Genomic DNA, 6,986 nt, shown 5'->3' on the forward strand with positions numbered 1-6,986 from the left:
GTATGGCAGGACATGTTTTTGTATCAGGCGGAAGTGGCTATATTGCAGGCTTCCTAATCCGGCAGTTGATCGCCGAAGGTTGGAACGTAAATACCAGCATCCGCAATCTACGCCGCGAAGCCGAGGTGCGGGACTGGCTGGGTGTTGACAACAGCAAACTCAAATTCTTCGCCGCTGATTTGATGAGCGATGATGGCTGGGCCGAAGCGATGGCCGGGTGCAGCCATGTTGCCCATGTCGCCTCTCCGCTGCCTTCAAACGCACCCAAGAGCGATGATGAACTCATCATTCCCGCTCGCGAAGGAGCTTTGCGCGCGCTGCGCTTCGCACATGCGGCGGGGATCAAACGCTTTGTCATGACGTCTTCGGTCGCTGCAATCGCTTATGGCCATGGCAAGGGCAAACAGCATTTCAGCGAAGCGGATTGGACCAATGTCGAGAGCCCGGACGCCTATGCCTATGTGAAGTCCAAGACCATCGCCGAACGCGCGGCGCGCGACTGGGTGGCGGCCAATGCACCTCAGATGGAATATGTGACCGTCAACCCGTCGCTGGTTCTGGGGCCATTATTGGCTGCCGATTTCTCGACCTCGCTGGAGGCTATCAAGAAATTGCTCGACGGATCAATGCCCGGCATTCCCAATCTCGGCTTTTCAGTGGTCGATGTGCGCGATGTGGCGGATTTGCATGTCCGGTGCTTAACTTTACCCAATATGGCTGGAGAACGCTTTGTGGCTGCGGGGCCGTTCCTTTGGATGCGTGAGGTGGCGGCGATCCTGAAAGAAGGGCTTGGCGCGGACGGGAAGAAAGTGCCCACACGCGGATTACCCAATTTCCTTGTCCGGCTGTCGGCCCTGTTTGATCCGGTTATCAAGCAGGTGGTGGGCGAACTGGACAATGTCCGCGATACATCGGCGCAGCATGCAAAGGACGTGCTGGGCTGGCAGACACGCGACCCCAAGGAGAGCATCCTCGATACTGCGCGCGACATGATCCGTCTGGGCTTGGTGAAGACGTAGTGAGGTAGAGCTTTAAACCGTAGTGCTGAGCCTGTCGAAGCACGCCCAGCAGAAAAACGCCCTTCGACAGGCTCCGGGCTTCGGTTTTATTGTATTCGGTAAGGCACCACACTGCGCCGGTCCGGGTCGACGATGATTTCGCGATCGCTGGGCGGGAAGGCGCGCTGGTCGCAATCCGGGCGGGGACAGAGGCGGCAGCTGATGCCGATCTGCGTAGCGTTGCGCCCGGTCAGGTCCAGCCCGTCAGCATAGATGAACTCGCGGGCATGGTCGATTTCGCAACCCAAAGCGACGGCATAACGGCGGGGCGCGCGGTCATAACTTCCAGAAGGCTTGACCAGTCCCTTGGCCATTGAGACATAGCGCACTCCGTCGGGCGTTTCGGCCAGTTGGACAAGAATGCGGTCGGGGATGGCGACGGCTTCGTGCACAATCCATAAAGGGCAGGCGCCGCCAAAGCGGGCAAATTGCAAGCGCGTGGCGCTGTGCCTTTTGGTGATGTTGCCTGCCATGTCGACCCGGCAGAAGAAGAAAGGAACACCGCGCGCATTGGGACGTTGCAACGTGGAAAGCCTATGGCAGGCTTGCTCAAAGCTGACATGGAAGGCCTGACATAGCCGATCAATATCATGCCGCACCGCGCGCGCCTCTTCGCGGAAGCGGCGATAGGGCATCAGGATTGCCCCTGCGGCGTAGTTGGCTAGGCCGATGGAGAGCAATTGGCGCGAGGCGGGGGTGCGGAGCTTTGCGCCTTCCACAACCTGGCTGATTTCATCACGTAGAGCCATTGCGGCCAATTGGTGGGCCAGTTGGAAACGGCGGCTTTCGGCAGGCTGGCTCTGGTCGATCACCAGATGCCCCATTTGCGGGTCATAGTCGCGCAGGCCTGCATTGTGCGAATAGAGCAAGGAGATCGACAGGGCGTTGCGGAGGTACAACTCCAATCCTTCGATAGCAGGCGTCAGTTGCGCAACGCGCAATTTGTCGCCCAGCGCCTCGGCAGCACGGTCAAGTATATCGACATAATTGCCCGAATTGTGGAACCAGTCGCGCACTTCTTCCCAAGGCAGTCGTGAGCCTCCGGCATTGTCGCTGGATAGAGCTTCATCCACGATTTGCAGGCGTTGCCCTGCGTGGAGATAGGCTTGATGTAAGACCACAAACTGGTCGGCCAGTGCCGGTTGTTGTTCGGCAATGCGCGCCAACTGGTCCGGCGAAAGCGGAGTAGGAAACAGCGGGTCAGCGGCGGCTTCGCGTAAGGCCGCGAACCGGCGGGTTGCGGCATCCTCCTCATCGACATCCCAGTCGAGCGGAAAGTCGCGGGCCAGCGTTTCGAGCAGGGCAGGTGTCAGCGGGCGGTCATCGTGTTCTATCTGCGAGAGATAGGAAACCGAGATGCCGAGCTTTTCAGCCATTTCCAATTGGCGCAACCCTCGCTCAGCGCGAAGCGCCTTCAATTTCTCACCCGCAAATATGCGGCGTTTCGTCGCCATGATCCGCACTCCGGCTTTGGTTCTTTGGTGCTTTGGGTGAACCAAATTTATGTCACCCGAAGCACCAAAGAACCAAAGAAATGATGATAAACGCTGACGCGTTCGGTAGTTTGCAAATTACAACTTTGCAACTTTGCAATTTCACATTGGACAAGCCCGCCAAATTCGGGTTGTGCATCGGCTTTGTTGAATTTTCGGAGGGATCATGTCCGCAAATATCGCCGAGATGGAGAAGCGACGCGCGCAAGCTATGCTGGGTGGCGGGCAGAAGCGCATTGATGCGCAGCACGCAAAGGGCCGCCTGACTGCACGTGAGCGGTTGGATATTTTGCTCGACGAAGGCAGTTTTGAAGAGATCGACATGTATGTCGAACATAACTGCACCGATTTCGGCATGGAGGAGCAAAAGATCCCCGGCGACGGCGTGGTCACCGGCAGCGGCACGATCAACGGTCGCCTCGTCTATGTCTTCAGCCAGGATTTCACGGTCTTCGGCGGCTCGCTGTCCGAACGTTTTGCGCAAAAGATGTGCAAGGTGATGGATATGGCGATGAAGGTTGGTGCCCCCGTCATTGGCCTCAATGACAGCGGCGGCGCACGTATCCAGGAGGGCGTGGCTTCGCTTGGCGGCTATGCCGAGGTGTTCCAGCGCAATACGTTGGCATCGGGGGTCATCCCGCAGATCAGCCTGATCATGGGCCCCTGCGCGGGTGGCGCGGTATACAGCCCCGCGATGACCGACTTCATCTTCATGGTGAAGGATTCGAGCTATATGTTCGTCACCGGCCCCGATGTGGTGAAGACGGTGACCAACGAAGTTGTCACACAGGAAGAACTGGGCGGAGCAACCACGCACACCACCAAATCGGGCGTCGCCGACAATGCGTTTGAAAATGATATCGAGGCGCTGCTCGCCGTGCGCGATTTCTTTGACTATCTGCCTGAGAACAACCGCAGCGGTGTTCCCGAGCGCCCGACGACCGATCCGTGGGACCGCATTGAGCATAGCCTCGACACGCTGATCCCGCCCAATGCGAACCAGCCCTATGATATGAAGGAGCTGATCCGCAAAACGGTCGACGAAGGCGAATTCTTTGAAGTGCAGCCGAACCATGCGGGCAATATCCTGATCGGTTTCGGCCGCGTCGAAGGCCGCACTGTCGGCATTGTTGCCAATCAGCCGATGGTGCTGGCGGGTGTGCTCGATATCAACAGCAGCCGCAAGGCAGGGCGTTTCGTCCGTTTCTGCGACGCCTTTGAAATCCCGATCATCACCTTTGTCGACGTACCCGGCTTCCTGCCCGGCACCGCGCAGGAATATAATGGCATCATCAAGCATGGCGCAAAGCTGCTCTTTGCCTATGCCGAGGCGACTGTGCCCAAGATCACCGTCATCACCCGCAAGGCCTATGGCGGCGCGTATGACGTGATGGCTTCAAAGCACCTGCGCGGCGATTTGAACTATGCTTGGCCCACCGCCGAAATCGCGGTGATGGGCGCGAAGGGCGCGGTGGAAATCATCTTCCGCAGCGACATTGGCGACCCCGAAAAGATTGCCGAGCGCACCAAGGAATATGAAGACCGCTTCGCCAACCCCTTCGTCGCGGCGAGTAAGGGCTTTATCGACGAGGTAATCCACCCGCATTCCACGCGGCGCCGGATTGCGCTGGGGCTTCGCAAACTGCGCAACAAGCAGTTGGAGAACCCCTGGAAGAAGCATGACAATATTCCGTTGTGAGGTGATGTTGTGGCTTTGCGCGACCTAAAATTTCCAATCATTCTAGGTCTTTGCCTTTTCGCGGCGAACCAGTTGAGGCGTTGGATTGGAATAGAGTTTCCAGTGTGGTTTTCGCTCCTGTGTGTCGCTGCAGTGGTCGTCGCATCGTCTGTATTTGTGTACTACGGTCGGAAGCGGGAACGGCTGTCGGCTGACTTTCTTGCACGACGTGACAACGCGCCAAAGTTCGAGGACGAAGCACGTCAGTCGATGATCAATGTCCAAAAGGAAACGCAATGAAACTAGGCCGTCTCAACCATATTGGCGTCGCGACGCCTTCCATCGCCGACAGCATCGTCTTTTACCGCGATGTGATGGGTGCGACCAAAATCCATGATCCGTTTGATTTGCCCGAGCAGGGAGTGAAGGTGTGCTTTGTCGATACGCCCGGTGCGGATGGGGCTTTGAATGGCACGCAGATTGAATTGGTCGAACCACTGCCGGGCAATACCAGCATTGCGGGCTTCCTTGAGAAGAGCCCCGCCGGTGGCCAGCATCATATGTGTTACGAAGTGCCCGATATCCACGCCGCCAAGGCCGAGTTTGAGGCAATGGGCAAGCGCGTGCTGGGCGAGCCGCGCATCGGCGCGCATGGCACGCTGATCTTCTTTGTGCATCCGCGCGACATGGGCGGGGTGCTGACCGAAATTATGGAGACGCCGAAGGAGGCGCATTGAGATTTGAGAGAGGAAACGGAGAGATAATGACATACGAAACCATCCTGACCGAGCGCAAAGGCGATGTACTGGTCATCACACTGAACCGGCCCGAACGGCTGAACGCCGCCTCGATCCCGCTGGCCGAAGAATTGGGCGCTGCCTTTTACGACCTCGACGGCGCGCGCGCGGTGCTGATCACCGGTGCGGGCAAGGGCTTCTGCTCGGGCGCAGATCTTGCCGCACGCGGCGAGGCGAGTGCGATCCAGCAAAAGGGCGGCAGCCACCGTGCGCTGCAAAATTACTACAACCCGCTGATCACTCAAATCCTGCGCTGTCCGGTGCCGGTTATCACGGCTGTCAATGGCGCTGCTGCCGGTGTCGGCTGCTCGATCGCGCTTGCGGGTGATTTCGTGCTGGCGGCAAAGAGTGCCTATTTCCTGCAGGCCTTCGTTAATATCGGCCTTGTGCCCGATGGCGGCTCCACCTGGCTGCTCGCCCGCGCGATCGGTCGCGCGCGCGCCACACGGATGATGATGCTTGGCGAAAAGATCGGCGCGGAGCAGGCCGAGGATTGGGGCCTGATCTACAAGGCGGTCGATGACGCGACGCTGATGGACGAAGCACTGGCGCTGGCGACGAAGCTGTCGCAAGGGCCGACCGTTTCCTATTCGACGATGAAGTCCAATATCCAGACTGCACTCGACGGCACACTGTCGCAGGTTCTGCTCGCAGAGGCCGAAGGACAGCGCGTTGCCGGGGCCAGCGCCGATGCGATGGAAGGCGGCCTCGCTTTCATCCAAAAGCGCAAAGCTGAGTTCAAGGGCAAATAATGCTGTTCTTCAACAGCCCGAATCCGGCGCCTAATCCGCGCCGGGTCCGCATTTTTGCGGCGGAGAAGGGGATCGTGCTCCCAACGCGCGATCTCTCCATCCCCGATCGTGAGCATAAGGCGGACGAATTTCTGGCGTTGAACCCGCGTGGCCAGACCCCTGCGCTGCAACTGGACGACGGAACGGTGATTTCCGAAAGCGTTGCCATCTGCCGCTATCTGGAAGGAATGCATCCGGAACCACCCCTGTTCGGTCGGAACCTGCGCGAACAGGCGCTGATCGAGATGTGGAGCCGCCGGGTCGAAATGATCCTGATGCCGCCGGTCGGCGCAGTCTGGGTGCATACCCATCCCTTCACCGCGCGCCTGCCGGGCCGCAATGCCGAATGGGGCGAATCCAACCGCCCGCGTGTGGAAGAGGCGCTCCGCTTTTTCGATTCCGCGCTGCAAGGCCGCGAATTTCTGGCCGCCGACCATTATACGATTGCCGACATATTGCTGCTGACCACGGTCGATTTTGCCGGGTTTATCGGCATAGCCATGTCGGATGACCTCGCTTCCCTGCGTGCATGGCATGCGCGCGTTTCCGCCCGGCCCGGCGCCGCAGCTTGAATGGTGTAGAGATGAGTGAAAAAAACCTGTCCGATTGGCAGACCGCCGCCGCAAAAGAGGTGAAGGGCAAGGACCTGACCTGGCACACGCCCGAAGGCATTGAGGTCAAGCCTCTCTACACCACAGAGGATGTGACGGCTGATCCGGGTTTGCCGGGCTTTGCCCCCTTCACCCGCGGCGTGCGCGCGTCGATGTATGCAGGTCGGCCTTGGACGATCCGCCAATATGCGGGCTTTTCGACTGCCGAAGAGTCCAACGCCTTTTATCGCCGTAACCTTGCTGCAGGGCAAAAGGGCCTGTCGGTCGCCTTCGACCTTGCCACGCACCGCGGCTATGACTCAGACCACCCTCGCGTTGTCGGCGATGTTGGCAAGGCGGGTGTCGCGATCGACAGCGTTGAGGATATGAAAATCCTGTTCGACGGCATACCGCTCGACCAGATGTCGGTTTCGATGACGATGAACGGAGCGGTGATCCCGATCCTGGCTTTCTTCATCGTCGCGGGTCAGGAACAGGGCGTTCCGACCGAGCAGCTCGACGGAACCATCCAGAACGACATCCTCAAAGAGTTCATGGTCCGCAACACCTATATCTATC

General features: G+C 58.8%; 7 protein-coding genes. 6 read left to right on the forward strand and 1 reads right to left on the reverse strand.

Annotated elements, in window-relative coordinates:
* The first annotated feature begins 2 nt into the window (after positions 1 to 2).
* Positions 3 to 1,019, forward strand: a complete 1,017-nt coding sequence (locus PKC81_RS06850) for an aldehyde reductase (RefSeq protein WP_324334419.1) — start codon at positions 3 to 5, stop codon at positions 1,017 to 1,019.
* 86 nt (positions 1,020 to 1,105) lie between these two features.
* Here the strand turns inward: PKC81_RS06850 and PKC81_RS06855 are convergent, their stop codons facing one another.
* Entirely contained in the window at positions 1,106 to 2,512 is a 1,407-nt protein-coding gene (locus PKC81_RS06855; protein ID WP_324334421.1) for a short-chain fatty acyl-CoA regulator family protein, read from the reverse strand.
* Positions 2,513 to 2,717: 205 nt separating this feature from the next.
* Between PKC81_RS06855 and PKC81_RS06860 the strand changes: the two genes are divergently transcribed.
* The 5 genes from PKC81_RS06860 to PKC81_RS06880 all read left to right on the forward strand — a co-directional run.
* On the forward strand, positions 2,718 to 4,250 hold the full coding sequence (locus PKC81_RS06860; protein ID WP_324334423.1) for an acyl-CoA carboxylase subunit beta: 1,533 nt from the start codon (positions 2,718 to 2,720) through the stop codon (positions 4,248 to 4,250).
* A gap of 275 nt (positions 4,251 to 4,525) precedes the next feature.
* Positions 4,526 to 4,966 (forward strand): methylmalonyl-CoA epimerase, encoded by a 441-nt coding sequence (gene mce, locus PKC81_RS06865; RefSeq protein ID WP_324334425.1) that lies wholly within the window; start codon positions 4,526 to 4,528, stop codon positions 4,964 to 4,966.
* Positions 4,967 to 4,992: 26 nt separating this feature from the next.
* Positions 4,993 to 5,778 (forward strand): enoyl-CoA hydratase-related protein, encoded by a 786-nt coding sequence (locus tag PKC81_RS06870; RefSeq protein WP_324334427.1) that lies wholly within the window; start codon positions 4,993 to 4,995, stop codon positions 5,776 to 5,778.
* Complete coding sequence (locus tag PKC81_RS06875) at positions 5,778 to 6,389, forward strand: glutathione S-transferase family protein (RefSeq protein ID WP_324334429.1); 612 nt, start codon at positions 5,778 to 5,780, stop codon at positions 6,387 to 6,389. Before PKC81_RS06870 ends, PKC81_RS06875 begins: the two co-directional genes overlap by 1 nt.
* Before the next feature lie 11 nt (positions 6,390 to 6,400).
* Positions 6,401 to 6,986 (forward strand): methylmalonyl-CoA mutase family protein (locus PKC81_RS06880; RefSeq protein ID WP_324334430.1); only part of this gene is annotated, 586 nt, incomplete at its 3' end.

Origin of the sequence: Sphingorhabdus sp. (assembly GCF_035329025.1) — a bacterium.
Classification (GTDB): Bacteria; Pseudomonadota; Alphaproteobacteria; order Sphingomonadales; family Sphingomonadaceae; genus Sphingorhabdus_B.